The following is a 470-nucleotide window of genomic DNA, read 5'->3' on the forward strand; positions in this document are numbered from 1 at the left end:
AGAGCGAGGCGCCTGTCATTTCGGTAGGTGGCCTCGTGGTCGAGCAGCAGTGCCAGCCATTCTGCGTGGCTGAGACTGGCTGCGTCATCGTTGCTTTCCATCTCGGCGAAGGCCTTGGCCATGCCGGCGAGGCCGAGTTGGCCCAGAAGGTCCAGAGTGGGATGCTTCAGCATTCTTGCTCCTTCAGTTGTAGTAGCTCGAGCCGCGGATGTTGGAATGGATGATCGGCTCTTGCTCGGGGGATTGGGGAACGGGCACCTGGTCGAGGCCCTTCTCGAGGATCGATTTAACCGACGGGTAATTGCGCGCCTGGATCTCCAGCGCGCGCAACGCCGCAGCTTCGAGGCGCTCGGGACCGAAGCGTTTTTCGAGCCCGATGATGCCCAGACAGGATCGATAGCCCTGTTCGGGATGGGGCTTTGCCTCGATGACCTTCTCGACCAGCAAGGATAGCATCGGCCCGATCCGGC

Annotated in this window: 1 protein-coding gene and 1 pseudogene; both read right to left on the reverse strand. The window is 61.5% G+C overall.

All coding sequences use genetic code 11. From position 1 onward, the window contains the following. Window positions 1-173: ATP-binding protein (locus ACYPYD_RS16845; protein WP_459664328.1), on the reverse strand; the 173-nt coding region annotated here is incomplete at its 3' end. 10 nt (window positions 174-183) lie between these two features. After that, a pseudogene (locus tag ACYPYD_RS16850) lies at window positions 184-470 on the reverse strand (IS21 family transposase); the annotation flags it as partial.

Source organism: Novosphingobium sp. 11B (assembly GCF_054589055.1).